This is a genomic window from Vicinamibacterales bacterium, from assembly GCA_035699745.1.
In the GTDB taxonomy this organism is placed as follows: Bacteria; Acidobacteriota; Vicinamibacteria; order Vicinamibacterales; family 2-12-FULL-66-21; genus JAICSD01.
Map to the genome: position 1 here is coordinate 57240 of DASSPH010000016.1, position 20968 is coordinate 78207.

Sequence of the window (20968 nt, forward strand, 5' to 3'; positions counted from 1 at the left end):
ACATGTTTCGACGCCTGCTGCTGGCCGTCCTCTTCACCGCCGCCGCGGCGCCGCCCGCAGCCGCGCAGATCACGCCGCCGCCCGACCCGGACACGCCGCTCATCCAGGCGGGCCCGTTCGGCATCAGCCCGACACTGATGCTGCGGGAGCTGGGACGCGATGAGAACGTCTTCAACGAGCGCGACGATCCGAAAGGGGACTTCACCTTCACGCTGCTGCCGCGCGCCGAGGTGCTGTTCAAGCCGCGCGCGCTCCGCGTCTCGTACGTCGCGTCGACCGAATACGTCTACTACCGCACCTACGAGAGCGAGCGCTCCACGAACGTGTCGTCTGCCGTCCGCGCGGATCTCGCGCTCCGGTGGCTCCACCCGTACGTGATGGCCAGCGGCACCAACACCCGCCAGCGGCTCAATCAGGAAGTCGACATTCGCGCCCGGCGCCGCGAACGCGTCTACGGCGGCGGCGTCGGCGTCCGGGTCGGCACCCGGCTGACGCTCGGCGCCGCGGGCCGGACGACGCGCCTGCGCTTCGACGAAGGCACGTTCCGCGGTGAAGATCTGGCGGCCAGCTTCGACAGCGATCTCGACGCCGTCGACGCGTCGGCGGGGCTGCAGCTCACGCCCTTCACGTCGTTCGTGCTGACGGTCTCCCACGAGCAGCAGCGCTTCCGGGCCGCCGGCGAGCGCGATTCGGATTCGCTCCGCATCACGCCGTCGTTCACGTTCAGTCCCGAAGCGGTCCTGAACGGCTCGATCGCGCTCGGCTACCGCAGGTTCTCGCCGCGCAACCGCGCCCTCGCCGACTATGCCGGGCTCGTCGCCACCGCCACGGTCGGCACCACGCTGTGGAGCCGGCATCGGCTGGAGATGATCTTCGCGCGCGACCTGCGATATTCGTACGAGCGGGCGACGCCGTATTACCTCGCCACCGGCGGCAACGTGACCGTGACCAGCCAGCTCGCCGGTCCGTTCGATCTGCGGCTGATCGGCGGATGGCAGTCGCTGGACTACCGCGGCGTGCAGGGGCCATCGGCGGTCGCGCAGCCGGGCAACGACACGTTCAGCACCTACGGCGGCGGGCTCGGCTACCGTCTGCGCGATCAACTCCGCCTCGGGATCAACGCGGAATGGTCCGGGCGCGACTCCGAGCTTTCTCTCGACCGCGAGTATCGGAACCGGCGCATCTTTGCGTCCGTGACGTGGGGTAAACAGATATGAAGACGCTTCTCGCCGCGCTGCTCGTCGCGCTGCCGTACGTTCAACAGCCGGCGGCGCCGCCCGCCACCGCGCCGCCGCCCTCATCGCCGCCCGAGTACATCGTCGGACCGCAGGATCTGCTGGCGGTGTCCGTGCAGGGGGTCGCCGAGCTGACGCGCGACGTGATCGTCGATCAGGACGGCACCTTCGACTTCCCGTACATCGGGCGGATCAGCGCGGCGGGCAAGGGCGTGCGCGCGATCGAAGCGGAGATCAAGAGCCGGCTGTCACCGCGTTACCTGGTGAACCCGGTCGTCAACGTCGACGTGAAGGCGTTTCGATCGCAGGTCGTCTACGTGCTCGGCGCGGTGGTCAGGCCCGGTTCCATCAGGATCGCCGGCAACGCGACGCTGATGAGCGTGCTCGCCGAGGTGGGCTTCAGCACCAAGTCGGGCTCGGTGATCACCATCACGCGCCGGCCCAGGGGATCGCGCGCGAGCGGCCCGGCGGCGAACGCACCGAACGCCGAGACGATCAAAGTGAACCGGAAGGAGCTCGAGCTCGGCAGCGCCCAGACCATCGTCCTGCAGGACGGCGACACGATCAGCGTGCCGGAAGCGGAGAAGTTCACGGTCACCGGCTACGTGCGATCCCCCGGGGTGTTCGAGCTGGACGGCGACATCAGCGTGCTCCAGGCGCTCGCGATCGCGGGGGGCGCGACCGAGCAGGGAGCGACGAACCGGATCGAGATCCAGCGCGCCGGCGAGGCCAAGCCGCTCAAGAACGTGAAGATGAGCGAGATGGTGAAGCCCGGCGACATCATCACCGTTCCGCGCAAGCGAATCTGATGCGGGTGCTTCACGTCGCCGCCGGCAACCTGTATGGCGGCGTCGAACGGATGCTCGTCGAGATCGCCCGCGCCGCGCCGGGGGCGCGCCACGAGTTCGCGGTGTCGTTCGAGGGACGGCTGTCGCGCGAGCTGGATGCCGCCGGGGCGCGCCGACATGCGATCGGCGAGGTGCGGTTCAGACGTCCGCTGTCGGTCTGGCTGGCGCGGCGCCGCCTGGGGGCGCTGCTGCGCGGCACGAAATACGACGCCGTCGTGTGTCATTCGCCGTGGCCGTATGCGATCGCGTCGCCGGTCCTCGACACGCCGCCGGTCCTGTGGGCGCACGACGCACAGCGCGGCGATCACTGGACCGAGCGCCGCGTCGCCGAACGCGCGCCGTCGCTGGTGATCTGCAACAGCCGCTACACCGCCGCGGCGCTCGCCGCGTGGCTTCCCGACAGCCCCAGGGAGGTCGTCTACGCGCCAGTGGCTCCCCCCGTCCCCACGTTTCCGCGCTGGGAGATGCGCGCGCGCCTTGGCGCGACCGACGACACCGCAGTGATCGTCATGACCTGCCGCTTCGAGCGCTGGAAGGGGCACGTCGAGCTGTTGCGCGCGCTCACGGCGCTCGAGGGGAACTGGATGCTGTGGATCGCAGGCGGACCGCAGCGGCCCCACGAGCAGGAATACGAAGCGGAGCTGCGCGAGCTGAGCGCCTCCCCCGGGCTGGGGGACCGCGTCCGGTTTCTCGGCGAGCGCACCGACGTCGCGAATCTGCTCGCCGCGGCAGACATTCACTGCCAGCCCAACTCCGCCCCCGAACCGTTCGGCCTCGCGTTCGTCGAGGCGCTCCATGCCGGTCTCCCCGTGGTCACCAGCGATGCCGGCGGTGCGCGCGAGATCGTCACGCCGGCGTGCGGCGTGCTGGTGCCACCGGGCGACGTCGACGCGCTGCGCGCCGCGCTCGCGGAATTGACCGCGAGCCGCGAACGCCGGGCGGCGCTCGGCTCGGCGGGTCCGGCGCGGGCGCGCGAGTTGTGCGATCCGGCGCGGCAGGTCGCCTCGCTCGAGGCCGCGCTGACGGCGGCAAGGCCATGGGCGGCGGCGTGACCGCCGTCGCCGCGGACGTCGAGGCGCGTGCCAGGCAATCGCTTGGCCGCGCCCATCGCGCCATCCATGCGACGGTGGCTGCGCTCCTCCGCGCGCGCGGGGCGCGCGGCGTCCTGGCGGACGTCGGCTGCGGAACGGGCGATCTCGCGCGTGAAATGGGCGGAAGCTTCGAGTCGATTGTCGGGATCGACGCCGTTCGCTACGACGGCCTGCCGCCGGACGTCACGTTCGTGCGAGCCGATCTGGACGCCGAACGGCTCCCGCTCGACGATGCATCGGTCGACGTCGCGGTGGCGGTGGAAGTGATCGAACATCTCGAGAATCCCCGCGCGTTCGTGCGCGAGCTGGCGCGAATCACGAAACCCGGCGGCTGGGTCGCGCTGACCACCCCGAACCAGTTGAGCGCGCTCAGCCTGCTGACCCTGATCGTGAAGGGACGGTTCTCGGCGTTCCAGGAGCGTGACTATCCCGCGCATCGCACCGCGCTGCTGGAGATCGATCTTCGCCGCATCGCCGCCGAGTGCGGGCTCGGCGAGGTGGCCGTCGCTTATTCGCGCCGCGGGCGGCTGCCGCTGACGCGGTTCCACTATCCGGCCGCCATTGCGGCCGCCGCCCCGCGCTGGTTCTCGGACAATCTGGCCATGATCGGACGCCGATGCGCATCGCGTTCCTGACCGTCTCGGCGGAGATGGGCGGCTCGGAGCGCAGTCTCGTCGAGCTGCTGCGGGCGCTGCGCCGTCTCCGGCCGCACTGGTCGTTCGACGTGGTGCTGCCGCGCGAGGGGCCGTTGGCGGTGCAGGCACGAGACGCAGGTGCATCCGCCGTGCTGCTCCCGATGCCGGCAGCGCTGGCGCGCTTCGGCGAGTCGGGCGGCCTCGGCGCGCGCGGCGCGGCGCTGCCGCGGGCGGTTGGCGCCGCGGCCGGCTACGCGCGGGCGCTGCGGCGTCTCCTCGAGACCCTCGGCACCGATGTGATCCACTCGAACGGGTTGAAGCATCACGTGCTCGCGGCCTGGGCGCATACGCGGCGGATGCCGCTCATCTGGCACATCCACGAGTACGTGACGCCGCGCCCGCTGTCGCGGACGCTGCTGCGCCGGTCGGCCGGGCGGGTCGCCGCCGCGGTCGCCAATTCGCGAAGCGTCGCGTGCGATCTGGCGGAAGCGATCGGCGGCGACTTGCGCATCGAGACGATCTACAACGGCATCGATCTGCGCGAGTTCTCCCCGTCGCCGGATCCCGCGGATCGCGCCGACCTGGACGGCCTCGCCGGGTGGCCGGCCGCGCCGCCGGACACGCTGCGCGTCGGCCTCGTGGCGACATTCGGGCGGTGGAAGGGGCACGACGTCTTCCTGCAGGCGCTGGCGCGGCTCGATCGGTCGCTGCCGATCCGCGCCTACATCGTCGGCGGCGCGGTGTACGACACGGCCGGCAGCCAGTATTCGCTCGAGGAGCTGCGCCGGATGACCGCGGATGCCGGCCTCGGCGATCGCGTGGCGTTCACCGGATTCGTGCCGCACACCGCGCCGGTGCTGCGCGCGCTCGACATCGTCGTCCATGCGAGCACACAACCGGAGCCCTTCGGGCTGGCGATTGCCGAGGCGATGGCCTGCGGCTGCGCCGTCATTGTGAGCGACGCCGGCGGCGCGGCGGAGATCGTGGACGTCGGCGCGACGGCCCTCGCGCACCGGCCGGGGGATGCGGAGGAGTTGGCGCGGGCGCTCGCCGCACTCGCGAGTGACACGGCACTGCGGCGGCGGCTCGGTGCCGCGGCGCGCGCCGCGGCGCTGGCCAGGTTCGACGCCGAGACGTTCGCCGCCGGGTTCGCGCGGGTCTACGAATCGGTGGCGCTTGCGCCGGCCGGGGCGGGCGCATGACGTTTCCCGCGCAGACCGTGCCGGTAACCGCTGCGCGCCAGCGTTCCGCGCCGGCGGCGATTCCGTGGGGTTTTCCCGAGTTCTTCATCATCAGTCAGACCGCGCTGCCGGCGCTGCTGTTCCTGCCGGGGACGCAGGCGTTCCGTCTGCCGATCCGGACTGCCGCGTTCGCGATCAGTCTCGCGGCGTTCGTGTGGTGGCTGGCGGACTCGAAAGTGCAGGTGCGCGCGTCGAAGGCGCAGAGCTGGGTCGCGGCGGTGATGGCGCTGCTTGCCATCATGCTGTTCCATCCGCTGACGCCGTCGCTCGGCGGCGGCTTCGCGCAGATCGCGGTGTATTTCTCGGTCATGGCGCCGCTGTTCTGGGCGCCGGTCTTCATCCGCACGCCGGACCATCTGGCGCGCATCCTGTGGATCCTGTTGGTCTGTTCGGGCTGCAACGCGCTCGTGGGGGTGCTGCAGGTCTACGATCCACGGTTCCTGCCGGCCGAGTTCTCCCGCGTCATCACCGGCAACGAAGTGGCCATGGGCTCGGTCACGTTCATCGGCCGCAACGGCGAGCGGCTGCTGCGTCCTCCGGGTCTGTTCGACACCCCGGGCGCGGTGGCGGGGCCGGCGATGTCGGCGGCGCTGCTGGGCCTGGTGTTCGCGGTCAGCGGCATCGCCGCATGGAAGCGGCTGACGGCGTTCACGTTCGCCTTCGCCGGGCTTGCCGCCATTTATCTGAGCCAGGTGCGGATCAGCCTCGTCATGACGGTGCTGATGATGGGCGTCTACACGTTCACCTCCTTTCGGCAGGGCCGCCTGGGACGCGCCTCGCAGTTCGGCATCCTTGCCGGCGCGATCGTGCTCGGCGGATTCGTCACCGCGCTGGCGCTGGGCGGACCGGTGATCCGCGATCGCGTCATGACGCTCCTCGGCGGCGATCCCCTCGCGGTGTACCAGAGCGCGCGCGGCGTGCAGCTGTCGATGACGTTCACCGAGATGCTCTACGAGCATCCGCTCGGCGCAGGCGTGGGGCGCTGGGGGATGGCGGCGGCGTACTTCGGCGAGTTCACGCAGTTGTCGCAGCCGCTCTGGGCGGAGATCCAGTTCACCGGCTGGATGATCGACGGCGGCATCCTGATGATCGCGCTGTATTGCGGCGCATTGGCCGTCACCGCGATGACGCAGTGGAAGGTCGCGATGATCGAGACCTACCCGCGCCTGAACACCTGCGCCGCGGCGGTGTTGAGCGCCAATCTCGGGACGGCGGTGCTGATCTTCAGCTTCACGCCGTTCGTCACGCAGATCGGCATTCAGTACTGGTTTCTCGCCGGGGCGCTGCACGGCGTCGCGGTCTCGCACGGGACGGAGGGCGCGTGAGCCGGTGGCTGATGACGTCCGGCGACTTCACCACCCTGGGCGGGATGGATCGCGCCAACCATGCGCAGGCCCGTCATCTGGCGCTCCGCGGCGATGAAGTCCATCTCGTCGCCCATCGTGTCTCGGACGATCTCGCCACTCTGCCGAACGTGCACGTGCACACGGTGCCGCGGCCGCTCGGGGCGCATCTTGCCGGCGCGCCGCTCCTGGCCGGCGAGGCGAAGCGGCAGCGCGGCACGCTCGGCCCGGCGGCGCACGTGCTCGTGAACGGCGGCAATGCGCCGGGGCCCGCCACCTGGATTCACTACCTCCACGCCGCCTACCAGTCGCGCGCCACCGCGTCGCTGCGCAGCCGGATGTCGAGCTCCGTCGGCCGCCGCTACTACATGTCGCGCGAGCGCGCCGTCCTGAGCCGCGCCTCGCTCGTGATCTGCAACAGCCGCCGCACCGCCGCCGACGTCCACCGGTTCTATCGGGTCGCCGAGTCGCGCCTGCGCGTCGTGTATTACGGCATCGACGGTGCGCTGTTCGGCGCCGCCACCGCGGCGGAACGCAGCGCCGCGCGCACGGCACTCGGCCTCGCGCCGGACCGCCGCATCGCGCTGTTCATCGGCGCGCTCGGCGATCGCCGCAAGGGCTTCGATGCGCTGTTCGAGGCCTGGCGAATGGCCGCCGCCGATCCGCGATGGGATGTGGATCTGCTCGTCGCCGGCATCGGCGCCGAACGCGCCGGCTGGGAGCGCCGGGCGTCTCGAACCTTTGCCCCCGGGCGCATGCGGTTCCTTGGCTTCCGCCCCGACGTGGCCGACGTCATCGCCGCCGCCGACGTGCTGGTGCATCCGGCGCGCTACGAAGCGTACGGACTGGGCGTGCACGAAGCGATCTGCCGGGGAGTGCCGGCGATCGTGACCGGCTCCGCGGGAATCGCGGAGCGCTACCCGGCGGAGCTGCGCGATCTGTTGATCGAGGGGGACGTCGACGCGGCATCCGTTGCCGAGGCGCTGTGGCGCTGGCACTCGTCGGCCGATGCCTGGCGGGCGCGCAGCGAGCCCTTTGCGGCCTCGCTGCGGTCGCGTTCGTGGGACACGATGGCCGGGGAGATCGCCGCGCTCGTCGAAGGAGCGGCGGCGTGACGGCGGCGCTGACGCCCGTGGCCGCGTGCTGGGTGTGCGGCGGCGCGCGGCTCGCGCGGGTGCACGACGCGCGCCTCGAGTTCTCGGCGTACCGGCAGCAGGATCCCGAGCTCGCGGCGTATTCCGGCCACCGCGTCGCCATCGTGCGCTGTCACGCCTGCGGCTTTGCCCAGCCGGCCAGCCTGCCCGCGCTGCCGCGGTATTTCGATCGCATGTACGACCAGCACTGGTCCGCCGACTGGGTCGAGCGGGAGCACCGCGCGCCGTACAAGGATCGGATATTCGACGCCGTCCTGGTGCAGCTCGAGCGGCGTGTTCCCGGCGGCAGGCGCCGCCTGCTCGACATCGGCGCGCATGCCGGCCGCTTCATCGCCCGCGCCCGCGCCCGCGGCTGGGACGCGGAGGGGCTCGAACTGAACCCGCGCACGGCCGCATACGCGGCGGCGGCCACCGGCGGCCGCGTGCATCAGGGGAATCTCTACACCTGGTCGGGCCACGACGGTTCGTACGACGCCGTCACGATGACCGACGTGCTCGAGCACATTCCCGATCCCCGCTCCGCATTGCGCCGCGCGCACGCGCTGCTCGCCCCTGGCGGATGGATCGCCGTGAAGGTGCCCAACGCGCCGATACAACGCCTCAAAGAGCGGGCGCGCGCCTGGCTGCGGCCCGGATACCAGCCGGCGCTGGCCGACAACCTGGTCCATGTGAATCATTTCGGGCCGTCGTCGCTTCGCGCGGCGCTGGCGCGCGAAGGGTTCGGCGGCGCGGACGTGTTCGTCGCGCCGCCGGAAATGCCCGAGGGCGAGGCGCCGGCGTCGCGCCTCGATCGGCTGACACGTACGCTCGCCTATCGCGCCGCGGCCGCGCTTCCCGGCGGCACCCATTCACCGCTCGCCTTCAATCTGCAGGCCTATGCCCGCCGCGACTGAGCTGCGCATCGCCGCGCCGGCGCTGTCGGTCGTGATGCCGACGTTCAACAACGAGGCGGTGCTGCGCCGCGCGCTCGAGTCGTGGCAGCGGTTCGGCGGCGATCGCGTCGAGGTGATCGTGATCGAGGACGGCTGCCGCGACGGTACCGCGGCCTCTCTCGAACGCGCCGCCGCGACACCCTGGGGCGCGCGCCACCTGCGCTGGGTCCACGAAGACGACGCCCACGAGCTGCGGTGCACGAACCGCGGCATCGCGCTGGCGCGCGCGCCGCTGATCGCGGCGTGGCAGGACGACATGTTCCTGCAGGCCGACTGGTTCGTTCCGGAGCTGCTCGCGGTGTTCGAGGCGTATCCCGACCTCGGCATGCTGGCGCTGAGCCGCGGGCTGAACTGCCGTCCATGCGGCGATCCGCTCGAGCGATGGGAGGACCTGATCGATCCGCGGCGCCTCGAGAGCACGATCGGACGCGCGCCATTGAACTGGATCCGGCTGCAGGAGATCGACGCCGTCATCCGCCCGTGGGTGGTGCGCCGGGCCTGCGTCGAACGGGTCGGCGTTCTCGACGAGGCGTTCCGTCCGACCGAGTGGGACGAGTCCGATCTCGCGTTCCGCATTCGCGAGGCGGGCTGGCGGGTGGCGACGTTCGGCTACGAGCGCGCCGGCGCGTACCGGCATCTCGGCAGCACCACGATCGGCACGCCGTCCGAGAAGTACAAGGCTGCCGTGCTGCGCAACGGCCGGCTGTTTCACCAGCGGTGGGACGCCACGATCGCGCGCGCGCATGCGCGGCCGCGGCGGACGTGGCTGCGCAAGGCGACCCCGTCCGGCTGGATCGCCACGGCGCGCGCGATGGCCCGCCGCGCCGGGGCGCGGCTGCGAGGGTCCGCGTGAGCCGCACCGTCCGAGCGTCGCTGGCGGCCGGGTTCTCGTACCTGCACGTCGGCATCAGCGTGATCGCCAGCCTGTGGCTGGTACCGTTCACGCTGGACCACGTCGGCGCGCGCGCCTACGGACTGTGGCTCGCATCCGGAGAGCTGCTCGCCTACGCCGGGCTCGCCGAACTCGGGATGCTCGTCACGCTGCCGTGGTTGATCGCCCAGGCGGACGGTGCGGGGGATCGAGCGCGGCTGCGCCGGCTGGTGAGCACCGGCGCGGCGGCCGCAACGCTCAGCGCGGTGCTCTATGGCGCGCTGGCGCTGGTTCTCTGGACGCAGCTCCCGCGCATCGTCCGGCTGGCCCAGGCCGAGCACCTCGCCGTGCAGGGGCCGCTGCTGATCGTCGCGATCGGCGGGTGCCTGTCGCATCCGTTGCGCGCCTTTACCGCCGTTCTCGCGGGGCTGCAGGACGTCCGGTTCAACGGCTTCGCCAGCCTGGCCCACTGGGTGATCGGCTTCGTCATCTCTGTTTCGCTGCTCGCGGCGGGCTACGGCCTCTACGCGCTCGCCGCTGCCGCCGCGGCGCCGCCCATCGTCACCGGCATCGCGGCGGCGATCCGTGTCGGCCGCATTGCGCCCGATCTCGTGCGCGACTGGCCGCGGCCGTCCTTCGCCGAGATCCGCAAGCTGTTCGTCGAAGGGCTCGGGACGTGGATCGGGGGCTGGGGATGGCGGCTCGTGGCCGCGAGCGACAGCCTGGTCCTCGCCGCGCTCGGCCGGCCCGCGGATGTCGCGGCCTTGGCCTGCACCAGCAAGCTTGGCCAGGCGATGACGCAGTTGTCATGGATTCCCTGCGACAACGGCCTGATCGGCCTGGCGCAGTTGTCGGCGGAAGGGCAGGCGCGCCGTCTGCGCGACGCGCTGGTCGTGATGGTCCGCGTCTACCTCGCGCTCGCCGGCGCGGTGGCGTGCGTGGTCCTCGCGGTGAACCCGGCGTTCGTGCGCGAGTGGGTGGGCCCGGCGATGTTCGCCGGCGCGACCGCGAACGCCCTCATTGCGGCGCTCGCGCTGGCGATGAGCTTCGGGCACGCCGTCGCGGTGATCCCGTCCGTGCTCGGGCGGCGTCTTGCCATCGGCATCGCCTCGATGATCTGCGGCGTGCTGCATCTCGGCCTCGCGTGGCTGCTCGGCTCACGGTTCGGCATCGCCGGCGTGGTCGCCGCGGGTGTGATCAGCCACGGCGTGGTGTTCTCGGCGCTCGCCTGGAAACCGTTCGCCCAGGCGACCGGAACGACCGAGATCTCGCTGCTCTCGGACGTGCTCGTGCCCTGGTCCGCTCGCTTCGCGCCGATGCTGATCGTGGCGCTGCTGGTGCAGCGGCTCGCGGGCACGCCGCCGCTGCCGGTGACGATCGCAGCCGGCGCGGCTCTCGCCGCGGCGGTGCTCTTCTACATGCGGCCCCTCTACATCGAGTTCGGTCCGGTGCGCGCGCTCTACGAACGGCTGGCCCGCTCGCTGCGGGCCGCGCAGGGAGGTGCGCACCCGTGAGCGTGGGACGCGCGGACCGCTATCGATCGCGCAGCTGGATCGAGCGCAGCGTCAGCCGCCTGCGCCGCGGCAGCGCCGCCTCCGCGCCGCCGGCGCTGAGACGCGCGTTCGAAGCCGTTCTCGACCATCTGCCCGGCGATCATCTCGTCTCGGTGCTGCCCGAAGGGGAGCGCGTGCGGCTGTCGGCGCGCTACCGGCACGTGAGCTGGAACCCGGACGAGTACAACGCCTTCCGCGGCGTGGTGCGCCGCGGCGTCACGGTGCTCGACGTCGGCGCGAACGTCGGCGCGTATACGCTGATGTTCGCGCACTGGGTGGGGGAGACCGGACGAGTCTTCGCGTTCGAGCCGTCACCCGACGCGTGCGACGGATTGCGTGCGCACGTGACCCTCAACGGCTTCGACGATCGCGTCACCATCGTTCGGGCCGCCGTGGCGGCGACGGTCGGGCACGCGGCGTTCGCGCTTCATCCCTCCGGCGGCGCGAGTTCGCTGGCGCTGTCGTCAGTCCGCGGCGGAACGCGCGTCGAGGTCGCAACCGAGACCGTCGATCACGTCTGCCGCGTGCACGATCTGCTGCCCGCGGTCATCAAGATCGACGTCGAAGGGGCGGAGCTGGACGTGCTGAGAGGCGCGCGCAACACGCTCGCGCTGCCCGGTCTCCACGTATTCGTCGAGTTTCACCCCGCCGCGTGGCGCGCCGCGGGAGTCACCCGCCAGGCGATCGAAAGGGAGCTGGACGCACAGGGGCTTCGGGTGGAACCCCTGAACCCGGCGTTCGACCCGTGGACCACCGAAGGGGTCTGCGTCCGGCTGCGGCGAGGCTGATGCGGATCCTCATCGCCAACGAGGCGCGGAGCGGCGCGGGCGGGGTGGAGAGCTACCTCGCGGCGGCCACCGACGGACTGCGCGCGCGCGGACATGAGGTCGCCCTCCTCTTCGCGAACAGCGCCGCCGAGGTGGGCCCGACGGCGATCGCGTGCGGCGAGTCATGGAGTGTCGCCGATCTCGGACTCACCGCTGCCATCCGGACGGCGGCGGTGTGGCGCCCCGACGTCTGCTTCTCACACAACATGCGCGACCTCGCCGTCGACGAAGCGCTGATGACGTGCGCGCCCCTCGTCAAGATGATGCACGGATACTTCGGCACCTGCGTCAGCGGGCAGAAGGCGTTCCTCTTCCCCGCGCCGCAGCAGTGCCGGCGGCTCTGCGGTGCCGCATGTCTGGTGCACTACGCGCCTCGCCGCTGCGGACGGCTGCGGCCTGGCGAGATGGTGACGAACTATCGCTGGGCGGCGCGGCAGCGTGCGCTGTTCCCCCGGTACCGTTCGATGGTCGTCGCCAGCGGCCACATGCGGGACGAATACGTGCGGCACGGCGTCAGTCCGGACCGCGTTCACGCGATTCCGCTCTTCGCCGCGCCGCAGCGGGCTCAGCCGCCGTCGCAGTCACGCCTCGACGTGCTGTTTCTCGGACGGATGACCGATCTCAAGGGGCCGGCGCTGCTGCTCGACGCCGCGGCTCTCGCCGCGAAGGCGATCGGCCGGCGCGTGTCGGTCGTGCTCGCGGGGGACGGCCCCCTTCGCCGGACGCTCCGTGAACGCGCGGCGATCCTCGATGGCGTCGACGCAGAACTCCCGGGCTGGATCGATACCCCGACGCGGACATCGCTGTTCGGCCGCTCGCAGATGCTGGCGGTGCCGAGTGTCTGGCCCGAGCCGTTCGGCCTCGTCGGCCTCGAGGCGGCGTCGTGCGGCGTTCCCGCCGTCGCCTTCGACGTTGGCGGGATTCGCGAATGGCTGACCGACGATGTCAACGGCCGACTGGTCGACGCGGGTGACACTGCGGCAATGGCCAATGCCATCGCGGGGCTGCTGCGGGATCCGGCGCGGCGCGATCGCCTTGCGGACGGCGCCCGAGCCGTCGCGGCGCGTCTGAGTTCCGATGCGCACCTCTCGCGCCTCGAGACGGTTCTGGAGCGAGCGGCGGCATGAGCGCTTCCTGGCACCTGCTCACCGGCGAGTATCCGCCGTCATGCGGAGGCGTGGGGGATTACACCGCGCAACTCGCACGCGCGCTGGCAGAGGCGGGCGACCGCGTTGACGTCTGGGTGCCCGGGCCGGTGCAGCCGGCGTCCGATCCGGTGCGCGTACACGCGCTGCCGGACGTGTTCGGCAGCGCGTCGCGCGCGACCTTGTCGGACGCGTGGGATGCGTCGCCGGGAATCGTCGTACTGCAGTACGTGCCGAACGCGCTCGGCCGGCGGGGCATGAACGTCGGCTTCTGCCGCTGGCTTGGCGATCAGCGGGACGCCGGCCGCGACATTCGCGTGATGTTCCACGAGCCGTACTTCTATTTCAGCGCGAACCGGCCCTGGCGCAACGTCGCGGCGCTCACGCAGCGCGTGATGGCGGCGGTGCTGGTGCGCGCCGCCACGCAGCTGTATTACTCGTCGGCGAAATGGCACGAGTATCTCGGGCCGTACGGCGCCGCCGAGACCGCAACGGTGCTGCCGATTCCGTCGACGATTCCCTGCGGAGCCAGCGCCGCCGATGCCGACGAGTTCCGCCGCCGCTTCGCGCCCGGCGCGCGCGTCCTCGGCCACTTCGGCACGTTCGGCGAGCACGTGGGCGCCGAGCTGATGGCGGCACTGCCGGCGCTGTTCGAGCGGGACGGCAACGTTCGCGCGATGCTGATCGGACGCGGCAGCGACGGGTTCGCCCGCGAGCTGGCCGTTCGTGTGCCGGCCTCCACCGAGCGCGTCCACGCGACCGGCGAACTCACTGCGGCTGACGTCGCGGTTGCGCTCGCGGCGTGCGACGTGCTCTTCCAGCCGTATCCGGACGGCGTGACGACCAGGCGCACCTCGGTCATGGCGGGTCTCGCGAACGGGGTTGCCACGATCTCCACCGCCGGACCGCTCACCGAGCCGGTCTGGCGTGAGACGGGCGCGGTGACGCTCGTACAGAACGGCGACGTGGACGCTGCGATCGCGCAGATCCGGCGGCTGCTCGACGATCGGCAGGCACGCGCGGAGCAGGCGCGGCGCGGCGGGGAGGCGTATCGCTCGCAGTTCGCCCTGGAGCTGACGGTGGCGAAGCTGCGCGCCCCCGCGGCATTCACGGTGCAGGCGTGAGCAGGGCGTTGTCGATTCTCCTCGTGGGCGACTACCCGCCGGACGAGACGCTCGGATCCCCCAAGGTGTTCTACAAGCTGCAGGCCGAATTCCAGGCGCTGGGCCATCACTGCGACATCATGTTCGCGCCCGAGATCGGCGGTCCGTCGCTCCGCCAGGTTCGCCAGGTGCTTTCCCCGTGGCATGCCGGCAACGCGATCGTTCGCCGCCTGGAAGCGGGACGCTACGACGTGGTCGACGCGGCGAGCGCCGAAGGCCTCTTCTTCGGCATCCTGAAGAAGTTCGCGATCTACAAGCAGGTCGCCTACGTCTGCCGCTCGAACGGACTCGAGCACCTGAACTACCGCCGCATGCTCGAGGATGCGCGCGAGGGCCTCAGCCGAAAACCATGGTTCCGCCGGCTGTGGTATCCGGTCTCACGGTTGTCGCAGGTCGCCGCGGGCGCGCACCTGTCGGATCGTCTGCTGCTCCTGAACGACCGCGATCGCGACTACGCCCTGTCGCACGGTTGGCAGCAGCCCGATCGCATCGACGTGATCCCTCATGGCGTGTCGGACCACTTCCTGAACGACGATCCGGGGCCCGACGCGCCGCGGGGCGAGGGGCTGCTCTTCTGCGGCTCGTGGGATCAGGTCAAAGGCATCCACTATCTGGTGCAGGCCTTCGATCGCATCGCCGCGCGGCTCCCGCAGCCGCGCCTGACCGTGCTCGGGCCGGGCGTCCCCGCGTCGGCAGTGTTGCGCGCGTTCTCGGACCGGAGTCGTCACCTGGTGCGCGTCGTCGACCGCGCGCCGGAGGCGGACGTGATCCGCGCGCTGCGGACGCACGACGTGCTGCTCTGGCCCTCGACCTACGAAGGCTTCGGCCTCGTGCTCATCGAAGCGATGTCGCAACGTCTTGCGGTGGTCGCGACGCCGGTCGGATGCGGCAGCAGCGTCGTTCGCGACGGCGTGAACGGGCTGGTCGTGCCGGCGCGTGACGCGGAGGCACTCGCGGCGGCGGCTGAGCGGTTGATCGGCGACGCGGCGCTGCGCCGTCGGCTCGGCAGCGCGGCGCGTGCCGCGGTTGCGGGCCTGAGCTGGCGCGCCTGCGCGGAGCGGACGATCGCCTGCTATCGCGCGGCTCTGAACGGACGGGGGGCGTGACGGCGCCGCAGAACGTGACCGTCTCGATCGGCACGCGCCATCGCGCTGCGGCACTCGATCGCTGCATACGATCGCTCGCGCTCGCCGCCGACCGCATCGCCCGCGTGATCGTGGTCGACGACGCATCGGAGCCGCCGGTGGACGTGCAGCTGATGGATCGCCGCTCCGCCGCGCTGGGCATTCCGATCGACGTCCTCCGCCTGCCGGTCCATACCGGCGTCTCCGCAGCCCGGAACCTCGTGGTGCGCCGCGCCGCCACCCCCTACGTGCTCAACCTGGACGACGACGCGTTCCTGGTCGAGAGGGATGCGATCGCGCGCGCCGCCGCGCTGCTGGATGCCGACGACTCGATCGCCGCGATTGCATTCGCGCAGGCGGACGAGCACGCGACGCCCCTGCCCGCATCCCAGCAGCCCGCGCCGCGCGAGGGCGCCTGTTATGTGCCGTCGTTCGTGGGGTTCGCCTTCCTGGCCCGCCGGGATCGGCTGCTCGAGGCGGGAGGGTTCCGCGAGGAGTTCATCATCCACGGCGAAGAGCGCGAGCTGTGCCTCCGCTGGCTCGATCGCGGCTGGCGTGTGGTGTACCTGCCGGACGCGCCGGTCGCTCATGTCGCGGACCGGGCGAACCGCGACCCGCGCAGCTACGTGCGCCACGTCATCCGCAACGACTGCCTCAACGCGCTCTACAACGAGCCGGCGCCGCGCGCGATCGTGAGCATCCCGATCCGCCTGCTGAACTTCCGTCGCATGGCTGCGGGCATTCCGGGCGGGGATCCGCACGGACTGGCCTGGATCGTCCGCGAGCTGTGGGCGCGATGGCCGGGCATCCGCCGCGAGCGGCGGCCGGTCCGCTGGGGCACGCTGGGAGAGTGGCGGCGGCTGCGCGATTCCACGCCGCCATACGCCGGGCCCGCGGCGACGCTGCCGGGCGTGCGCGGCGCGCAGTCATGAAGGAACGCCGGCTGCTCACGATCGGTCATTCCTACGTCGTGACCGAGAACCGGCGGCTCGCGCATGAGATCGCCGTCCAGGCGCGAGGGGGATGGGACGTGGTCGCCATCGCGCCGCGGCGCTTTCACGGCGATCTCGGTCCGATCGAGGCGCGCGCCGGCGAGGGCGAAGCGGTGGAGCTGCGCACGGTGCCGGTGCGGTTCGGGCGAAGCGCGCATTTCATGCGCTACGCCGCCTTGCGGGAGGCCATGGGCGGAACGTGGGATCTGGTTCACGCGTGGGAAGAGCCGTACGTCGCCGCCGGGGCGCAGATTGCCGCCGCGGCGCCGCCGTCCGCAAGGCTCGTGTACTCGACGTTCCAGAACATCGCGAAGGCGTATCCGTGGCCGCTCTCGTCGTTCGAACGCCAATCGATGTCCCGTGCTGACGGATGGATCGCGTTCGGCGAGCTGGTGCACGCGACGCTGCGCTCGCGCGACGGTTACGCCGGCAAGCCATCCCGCGTCATCACGCCCGGTGTCGACACCCGGAGGTTTCGTCCGGACGCCGCCGCGGGCGCGCAGACGCGGCGCGAGCTGGGCTGGCCGGAATCGGCGCGGGTGGTCGGCTTCCTCGGCCGGTTCGAGCCGCAGAAGGGGCTCGACCTGCTCTGCCGCGCGGTGGAAGCGCTGGCCATTCCGTGGCAGGCGCTCTTCGTCGGCGGCGGATCGCTCGAACCGGCGCTGCGGGCGTTCGCCGACAGGCACCCGTCGCGCGTGCGGGTCGTCACCGGCGTGAAGCACGGCGACGTGCCGCGGTGGCTCAACGCGATGACGTTGTTGTGCGCCCCGAGCCAGACGACGACTTCCTGGAAGGAGCAGTTCGGACGCATGCTCGTCGAAGCGATGTCGTGCGGCGTGCCGGTGGTCGGCAGCGACAGCGGAGAGATTCCCTACGTGATCGCGGACGCCGGGACCGTGCTCCCCGAGGGGGACGCCGAGGCGTGGACCGCGGCCATCGCCTCGCTGCTGGACGACCCGCTCGAGTGCCGTCGGCGTGCGGAGAAGGGTCTGTCGCGCGCGCGCGAGCAGTTCGCGTGGCCGGCGATCGCGCGGGCGCACCTGGCCTGGTTCGAGGAGGTGCTGGCGTGATCCGCGAGGCGGCGCGCTTCGCGGCCGGCTGGCTGCCGCAGCCGGTCCGCGCGCAGCTCGCGCGGCGGCGGTTCGGCTATGCCGGCGGCGGAGCGGCGTTCGATCTGACGCGCACCGTTCAGGCCGATGGCACGACCGCGATCACGATCGGCGACCGTCTGCGTTTCCTGCTGCCGGCCGATGCAATGCCAGACTTCGCCTTTCATTTCGTCGAGAACGCCGACAGCCGCGACGAGATGGCCGCGTTCATGCGGCTTTCGCACAGCGCTCCGCACGATGCGCTGCTGCTCGATATCGGCGCGCACAAAGGACTCTTCTCGCTGGTGCACCTGGCGGTCGATCCGCGGCACCGGGCGGTTCTGATCGAACCTTCCAGGCCGCTCGCCGCGGCGGCGACGGCACTGCTGGCGTCGAACGACGCATCGCGCCGAGCGGACGTGCTGGTGGCGGGCGCCGGCGAACGGTCGGGCACGCGACGGATCGTGCTCGACCCGCTCGGCTTCGCGCAGCCGGCGGGCGAGGCCGGCGGGGAGGCGGTGCCGTTCACGACCGTCGACGATCTCTGCGGGACGCGCGCGCTCGCGCCGGCGATTCTCAAGATTGACGTGGAAGGGGCGGAGGCGGAGGTCCTGCGCGGCGCCCGCGCCACGCTGCGGGCACATCGTCCGGCGATCTGCCTCGAGCTGCACCTGGACGTGCTGGAGCGGCGCGGCGACGCGCTCGGCGCGCTGCTCGACGACCTCGCGGCGATCGGCTACCGGTTCGAATCGACGCGAGGCCGCGCGGTGCCGCTGTGGCGGCTGCGGCGCTCGCTGATGGCGATCGTGCGGGTGGTGGCCAGATGAGCGTCCCGGTTCGCCAGGGCTCCGGCGGGCAGGCGCTGCGTGTCGCCATCGTCGCCGACTACCTCGAAGAGGGCTGGCCGAGCATGGATCTGGTCGCCGACATGCTCGCGGCGCACCTCAGCCAGTCGCACGGCGGGGCGATTCAGGCGGCGTTGATCCGGCCGCGGATGCCGCGGCGGCTGTCGCGCCTGGCGCTGCCCCCGTCGGCGCGCGCCGACATCATCGATCGCCTCGTCGCGCGGCAGTGGGACTATCGCCGCGCGGTCAGGGCGCTGCCCCCCTTCGACCTGTATCACGTCGTCGATCACACCTACGCGCACCTCGTTCACGACCTGCCCGCGGGCCGCACGATCGTGACGTGCCACGACGTCGACGCGTTCCGCTCGATCCTGCAGCCCGAGGACGAGTGGCGGTCGCCGACCTTCCGCTGGATGTCGCGGCGCATCCTGTCGGGTCTCCGGGCGGCGGCTCACGTCCCGTGCGACAGCGAAGCGACGCGGGCGAGCCTGATCGCCCTCGCGGGATTCCCGGCCGACCAGCTGTCGGTGATTCCCAACGGCGCCGACGCGACGGGGTGGGACGCGGCCGACGGTCAGACCGATTTCGAGGCGGCGCGGCTGCTCGGTCCGAAGCATCCGACCGAGCTGCTGCACGTCGGCAGCACCATCTCGCGCAAACGCATCGACGTGCTGCTCGACGTCTTCGCGGCGGTGAGGCGGGCACGGCCCGAGGCGCGGCTCGTGCGCGTCGGCGGCCCGTTCACGGCGGAGCAGCGCGTGCGCGTGCGCGAGCTGGGCCTCGCCGGGGCCATCACGGTTCTGCCATTCGTGGACCGCGCCACCCTGGCCGCGGTGTACCGCCGCGCCGCGGTCGCGCTCCTGCCATCCGAGCGCGAGGGCTTCGGGCTGCCGCTCGTCGAAGCGCTCGCCTGCGGCACGCCGGTGGTCGCCAGCGACATTCCAGCGCTGCGGGAGGTCGGCGCCGATGCCGCGGAGTACTGCGCCGTCGGCGACATCGAGGCCTGGCGCGGTGCGATTCTGGCGCTGATCGCGGAGCGCGAGACAGCGCCTGACGCGTGGCAGGCGCGGAAGGCGCGAGGCGTCGTGCGCGCGTCGCAATTCTCGTGGTCCCGGTACGCTTCAGCAGTGGCCGACGTGTATCGATCGGTGGCCGCGCGATCGGGCGCGCGGTCGCGATCCGGGGCCGCCACATGAAGCGGATCCTGCACGTCGCCAAGTTCTACCCGCCAGCCTCCGGCGGCATGGAGCGCGTCGTTCAGACGCTGTGCGACGCGAGCGAGGGGATCGTCGAAAGCCGCGTGCTGGCGTTGAACCAGGCGCCGCACACCGTCGACGAGGTCGTCAACGGCGTACCCGTGACGCGGGTGGGCGTGATTGCGCGGGCCGGATCGGTGCCCATCGCGCCGGGACTCGAACGGCAGCTGCGGCGCGCCGAGGCGGATCTGATCGTCCTTCACGAGCCCAATCCATGGGCGCTGCTGTCCTACGCCATCGCCAGGCCGAAGGTCCCGCTGGTCATCTGGTATCACAGCGACGTGGTCCGTCCGGCGCTGCAGTACGCGTTGTTCTACGCGCCGGTGGCGCGGCCGGCCTACACGCGCGCGCGGCGTTTCGTCGTGTCGTCGCCGCCGCTCGCCGCGCACGCCGCCGCGCTCGAGCCGTATCGCGATCGCATCAGCGTGATTCCCTTCGGCATCGACGAGTCGCGGTGGACCGCCGGGAGCGCCGTTGACGGCGCGCGCGCGGAGCCGTTCGTGCTGTTCGCCGGGCGCCACGTCCCTTACAAGGGGGTGGACGTGCTGCTTCGAGCCCTTCAGGGGACCGGAATCCGCGCAGTGATCGCGGGCGACGGCCCGCAGCGCGCAACCTGGGAGGCGCTGGCGCGCAGCCTCGCCGTGGACGCACGCTTCCCGGGCGACGTCTCTGACGACGACCTGCGAGCGCTCTTCGCCGCCTGCACGGCATTCGTGCTGCCGTCGACGTCGCGCGCGGAGGCGTTCGGCTACGTGCAGCTGGAAGCGATGGCAAGCGGCAAGCCGGTGATCAGTACGGATCTGCCGAGCGGCGTGCCATGGGTGAACCAGCACGAACGGACCGGACTGATCGTGCCGGCCGGGGATGCCGACGCGCTGCGCGCCGGGATGCGCCGCCTGATGGACGACGCGCCGCTGCGCGCGCGGCTCGGCCGGGAGGGGCGGGCCCGGGTGGAGGCGGCGTTCACGATGCGCCACCTGCGCGAGCGGCTGCGCGCGTTCTTCGCGGAGGCGGCGTGAAGCGCGCGTTCGACATGGCGCTGGCCGGCGCCGGGCTCGTCCTGTCGGCGCCGCTGTGGGCGGCGTTTGCCGCGGCGATCAAGCTCGAAGACGGCGGGCCGATCTTCTTCACCCAGGAGCGCGTCGGTCTCGGCGGCCGAACGTTCACCGCGCTGAAGTTCCGCTCGATGCGGCCAGACGCCGAGGCCGCGACCGGCGCCGTCCAGGCGACGGCGCACGATCCGCGGGTCACCGGCATCGGACGCTTCATGCGGGCGACGGCGATGGACGAACTGCCGCAGCTGTGGAACATCTTCCGCGGCGACATGAGCTTCGTCGGCCCGCGCGCGCTGCGTCCCGGCGAGATCGAGGCGGACTCGGGCGGCCGCTTGACACGGCTCGAGGACGTGCCCGGCTTCGAGCACCGGATCAAAGTCCGCCCCGGGCTCACCGGCATCGCGCAGGTCTACGCCCGCCGCGATCTGCCGCGGCGGCAGAAGTTCCGCTACGATCGCCTCTACGTGAATCGCGGCTCGTTCGCGCTCGACGTGCGATTGATTCTGCTGTCGTTTTGGATTAGCGTGCATGGCACATGGGAAGTGCGCGGACGCAAGTTCTGATCGATGA

20 protein-coding genes are annotated in these 20968 nt (G+C 71.6%); all 20 read left to right on the forward strand.

Annotated elements, in window-relative coordinates; translation table 11 throughout:
- The first annotated feature begins 2 nt into the window (after window positions 1-2).
- From VFK57_02790 to VFK57_02885, 20 genes are read left to right on the forward strand one after another with little or no spacing between them, the layout of a single operon-like run.
- The gene (locus VFK57_02790) at window positions 3-1217 is read left to right on the forward strand and encodes an outer membrane beta-barrel protein (protein ID HET7694607.1); all 1215 of its coding nucleotides are present in this window, start codon (window positions 3-5) and stop codon (window positions 1215-1217) included.
- A complete protein-coding gene (locus tag VFK57_02795) occupies window positions 1214-2044 on the forward strand; it encodes a polysaccharide biosynthesis/export family protein (GenBank protein ID HET7694608.1) in 831 nt (276 codons plus the stop codon). The genes VFK57_02790 and VFK57_02795 overlap by 4 nt, the downstream gene beginning before the upstream one ends.
- Entirely contained in the window at window positions 2044-3135 is a 1092-nt protein-coding gene (locus VFK57_02800) for a glycosyltransferase family 4 protein (GenBank protein ID HET7694609.1), read from the forward strand. The genes VFK57_02795 and VFK57_02800 overlap by 1 nt, the downstream gene beginning before the upstream one ends.
- Window positions 3132-3809: a class I SAM-dependent methyltransferase gene (locus VFK57_02805; GenBank protein HET7694610.1), complete on the forward strand. Its 678-nt coding sequence runs from the start codon at window positions 3132-3134 to the stop codon at window positions 3807-3809. The genes VFK57_02800 and VFK57_02805 overlap by 4 nt, the downstream gene beginning before the upstream one ends.
- Window positions 3791-5011 carry a glycosyltransferase gene (locus VFK57_02810; GenBank protein ID HET7694611.1) on the forward strand — a complete coding sequence of 407 codons (1221 nt, stop codon included), beginning with the start codon at window positions 3791-3793 and terminating at the stop codon, window positions 5009-5011. Before VFK57_02805 ends, VFK57_02810 begins: the two co-directional genes overlap by 19 nt.
- The gene (locus VFK57_02815; protein HET7694612.1) at window positions 5008-6375 is read left to right on the forward strand and encodes a hypothetical protein; all 1368 of its coding nucleotides are present in this window, start codon (window positions 5008-5010) and stop codon (window positions 6373-6375) included. The genes VFK57_02810 and VFK57_02815 overlap by 4 nt, the downstream gene beginning before the upstream one ends.
- The gene (locus VFK57_02820) at window positions 6372-7508 is read left to right on the forward strand and encodes a glycosyltransferase family 4 protein (protein HET7694613.1); all 1137 of its coding nucleotides are present in this window, start codon (window positions 6372-6374) and stop codon (window positions 7506-7508) included. The genes VFK57_02815 and VFK57_02820 overlap by 4 nt, the downstream gene beginning before the upstream one ends.
- Entirely contained in the window at window positions 7505-8440 is a 936-nt protein-coding gene (locus VFK57_02825; GenBank protein ID HET7694614.1) for a class I SAM-dependent methyltransferase, read from the forward strand. The genes VFK57_02820 and VFK57_02825 overlap by 4 nt, the downstream gene beginning before the upstream one ends.
- Window positions 8424-9332: a glycosyltransferase gene (locus tag VFK57_02830; GenBank protein ID HET7694615.1), complete on the forward strand. Its 909-nt coding sequence runs from the start codon at window positions 8424-8426 to the stop codon at window positions 9330-9332. Before VFK57_02825 ends, VFK57_02830 begins: the two co-directional genes overlap by 17 nt.
- Window positions 9329-10864: a hypothetical protein gene (locus VFK57_02835; protein ID HET7694616.1), complete on the forward strand. Its 1536-nt coding sequence runs from the start codon at window positions 9329-9331 to the stop codon at window positions 10862-10864. The genes VFK57_02830 and VFK57_02835 overlap by 4 nt, the downstream gene beginning before the upstream one ends.
- Complete coding sequence (locus VFK57_02840) at window positions 10861-11691, forward strand: FkbM family methyltransferase (protein ID HET7694617.1); 831 nt, start codon at window positions 10861-10863, stop codon at window positions 11689-11691. The genes VFK57_02835 and VFK57_02840 overlap by 4 nt, the downstream gene beginning before the upstream one ends.
- Entirely contained in the window at window positions 11691-12857 is a 1167-nt protein-coding gene (locus VFK57_02845; GenBank protein HET7694618.1) for a glycosyltransferase family 4 protein, read from the forward strand. Before VFK57_02840 ends, VFK57_02845 begins: the two co-directional genes overlap by 1 nt.
- Complete coding sequence (locus VFK57_02850; protein ID HET7694619.1) at window positions 12854-13999, forward strand: glycosyltransferase family 4 protein; 1146 nt, start codon at window positions 12854-12856, stop codon at window positions 13997-13999. Before VFK57_02845 ends, VFK57_02850 begins: the two co-directional genes overlap by 4 nt.
- Entirely contained in the window at window positions 13996-15144 is a 1149-nt protein-coding gene (locus VFK57_02855; GenBank protein ID HET7694620.1) for a glycosyltransferase family 4 protein, read from the forward strand. The genes VFK57_02850 and VFK57_02855 overlap by 4 nt, the downstream gene beginning before the upstream one ends.
- Window positions 15141-16094 (forward strand): glycosyltransferase, encoded by a 954-nt coding sequence (locus tag VFK57_02860; protein HET7694621.1) that lies wholly within the window; start codon window positions 15141-15143, stop codon window positions 16092-16094. Before VFK57_02855 ends, VFK57_02860 begins: the two co-directional genes overlap by 4 nt.
- On the forward strand, window positions 16091-17224 hold the full coding sequence (locus VFK57_02865) for a glycosyltransferase family 4 protein (protein HET7694622.1): 1134 nt from the start codon (window positions 16091-16093) through the stop codon (window positions 17222-17224). Before VFK57_02860 ends, VFK57_02865 begins: the two co-directional genes overlap by 4 nt.
- On the forward strand, window positions 17221-18069 hold the full coding sequence (locus VFK57_02870; protein ID HET7694623.1) for an FkbM family methyltransferase: 849 nt from the start codon (window positions 17221-17223) through the stop codon (window positions 18067-18069). Before VFK57_02865 ends, VFK57_02870 begins: the two co-directional genes overlap by 4 nt.
- Window positions 18066-19283 (forward strand): glycosyltransferase family 1 protein, encoded by a 1218-nt coding sequence (locus VFK57_02875; GenBank protein HET7694624.1) that lies wholly within the window; start codon window positions 18066-18068, stop codon window positions 19281-19283. Before VFK57_02870 ends, VFK57_02875 begins: the two co-directional genes overlap by 4 nt.
- On the forward strand, window positions 19280-20362 hold the full coding sequence (locus VFK57_02880) for a glycosyltransferase (GenBank protein ID HET7694625.1): 1083 nt from the start codon (window positions 19280-19282) through the stop codon (window positions 20360-20362). The genes VFK57_02875 and VFK57_02880 overlap by 4 nt, the downstream gene beginning before the upstream one ends.
- Window positions 20359-20961, forward strand: a complete 603-nt coding sequence (locus tag VFK57_02885; protein ID HET7694626.1) for a sugar transferase — start codon at window positions 20359-20361, stop codon at window positions 20959-20961. Before VFK57_02880 ends, VFK57_02885 begins: the two co-directional genes overlap by 4 nt.
- Window positions 20962-20968 lie beyond the last annotated feature (7 nt).

Excerpts from the sequence above, each read along its gene's own strand:
- VFK57_02790 (HET7694607.1), top strand. The coding sequence starts at position 3 with ATGTTTCGACGCCTGCTGCTGGCCGTCCTCTTCACCGCCGCCGCGGCG.
- VFK57_02865 (HET7694622.1), top strand. The coding sequence starts at position 16,091 with ATGAAGGAACGCCGGCTGCTCACGATCGGTCATTCCTACGTCGTGACC.
- VFK57_02880 (HET7694625.1), top strand. The coding sequence starts at position 19,280 with ATGAAGCGGATCCTGCACGTCGCCAAGTTCTACCCGCCAGCCTCCGGC.
- VFK57_02875 (HET7694624.1), top strand. The coding sequence starts at position 18,066 with ATGAGCGTCCCGGTTCGCCAGGGCTCCGGCGGGCAGGCGCTGCGTGTC.
- VFK57_02800 (HET7694609.1), top strand. The coding sequence starts at position 2,044 with ATGCGGGTGCTTCACGTCGCCGCCGGCAACCTGTATGGCGGCGTCGAA.
- VFK57_02830 (HET7694615.1), top strand. The coding sequence starts at position 8,424 with ATGCCCGCCGCGACTGAGCTGCGCATCGCCGCGCCGGCGCTGTCGGTC.
- VFK57_02845 (HET7694618.1), top strand. The coding sequence starts at position 11,691 with ATGCGGATCCTCATCGCCAACGAGGCGCGGAGCGGCGCGGGCGGGGTG.
- VFK57_02795 (HET7694608.1), top strand. The coding sequence starts at position 1,214 with ATGAAGACGCTTCTCGCCGCGCTGCTCGTCGCGCTGCCGTACGTTCAA.
- VFK57_02850 (HET7694619.1), top strand. The coding sequence starts at position 12,854 with ATGAGCGCTTCCTGGCACCTGCTCACCGGCGAGTATCCGCCGTCATGC.
- VFK57_02815 (HET7694612.1), top strand. The coding sequence starts at position 5,008 with ATGACGTTTCCCGCGCAGACCGTGCCGGTAACCGCTGCGCGCCAGCGT.
- VFK57_02810 (HET7694611.1), top strand. The coding sequence starts at position 3,791 with ATGCGCATCGCGTTCCTGACCGTCTCGGCGGAGATGGGCGGCTCGGAG.